This is a genomic window from Nostoc sp. CALU 546, assembly GCF_048836525.1.
Window position 1 is genome coordinate 1 of sequence record NZ_JAWJTF010000431.1, and the last position, 1172, is coordinate 1172.

Genomic DNA, 1172 nt, shown 5'->3' on the forward strand with positions numbered 1-1172 from the left:
GGTTTAGCTTTAAATATCCCGAATCAAATTGATGATTATTGGGATTTAGCGGAAATTGTGGGTAGCAGCATGGCATGTAAAGCCTATTTTGAGGAATATCTACTACCAACAATTAATAAGCCGCTAACCCTTGGTTTAGATGAGGTTGATAAAGTTTTTGAATATCCAGAAATTTACCGAGATTTTTTTGGACTGCTACGCGCTTTACACGAAGAAGGCAAACGGCGAGAGATTTGGGAAAAACTGCGATTGGTAATTGTACATTCTACAGAAGTTTACGTTCCTCTTGATATTAATCAATCGCCATTTAATGTAGGTCTGTCTGTAGAATTGCCTGAATTTAATAATCAACAGATTTTAGATTTAGTTCAAAGGTATCAACTCGATTGGGATGAAACAGAAGTTGAAAAATTAATGATGCTAGTGGGTGGACATCCATTTTTAGTGCGTCTTACTCTTTATAATATAGCCAATAGAAATGTTACTTTAACACAGATACTACAAAATCCCACAAGTTCATCGAGTATCTACGCAGACCATTTACATCGTCAAAGTTTAATTCTTACGCAGCAGCCGGAATTAGCAAATGCGATGAAAGATGTAGTTATTAATAACCCTGCGAAGCTACCGACAGTAACTAAATTTAAATTGCACAGTGTTGGACTGGTAAAATTGCAAGGAGATAGCGTATTACCACGCTGTAATTTATATAGTCAGTATTTACAAACTTATTTGTAAACAAACAAATATTTTGTTGACTAGAAGAAAGGCAGAGAGCGAAATTTTTTGCTCTCAACAGCATAAACAAACTGTGATTTTAACAATAAAATGGACAAAAAGGACGGGTTATACTTCACAACTTCATAGGACAAGGGGAGAAATGAGCATCCGTTCCGAAACTTACGCTAAGGACTTGATGAGCTACTTTCAATACTGCGATCGCCAGGATTAAAACTGTACCAATTGAAGTCTCTGAAATTTAGGAGCTTCAAACCCAAGATGAGCCGTATTAAATTGTTGCACCAAATAATCTATAGGTTAATTGGTACATCAAGAATTGCGAAAAATATTGATTTGCAGAATACTTATCCAGTAAGGATTACAGCCTTAGCGTAACTTTCTGTACGATTGCTCATTTAGCCCCTATTTACAACGTGTCCCAATTTACACGT

Annotated in this window: 1 protein-coding gene; it reads left to right on the forward strand. The window is 36.0% G+C overall.

The genetic code is table 11. The annotated features are described in order from the left end of the window. Window positions 1-738, forward strand: a 738-nt coding sequence (locus tag RRG12_RS44290) for an AAA-like domain-containing protein (protein ID WP_420763381.1), incomplete at its 5' end; no start/stop codon positions are given. Window positions 739-1172: the final 434 nt, after the last annotated feature.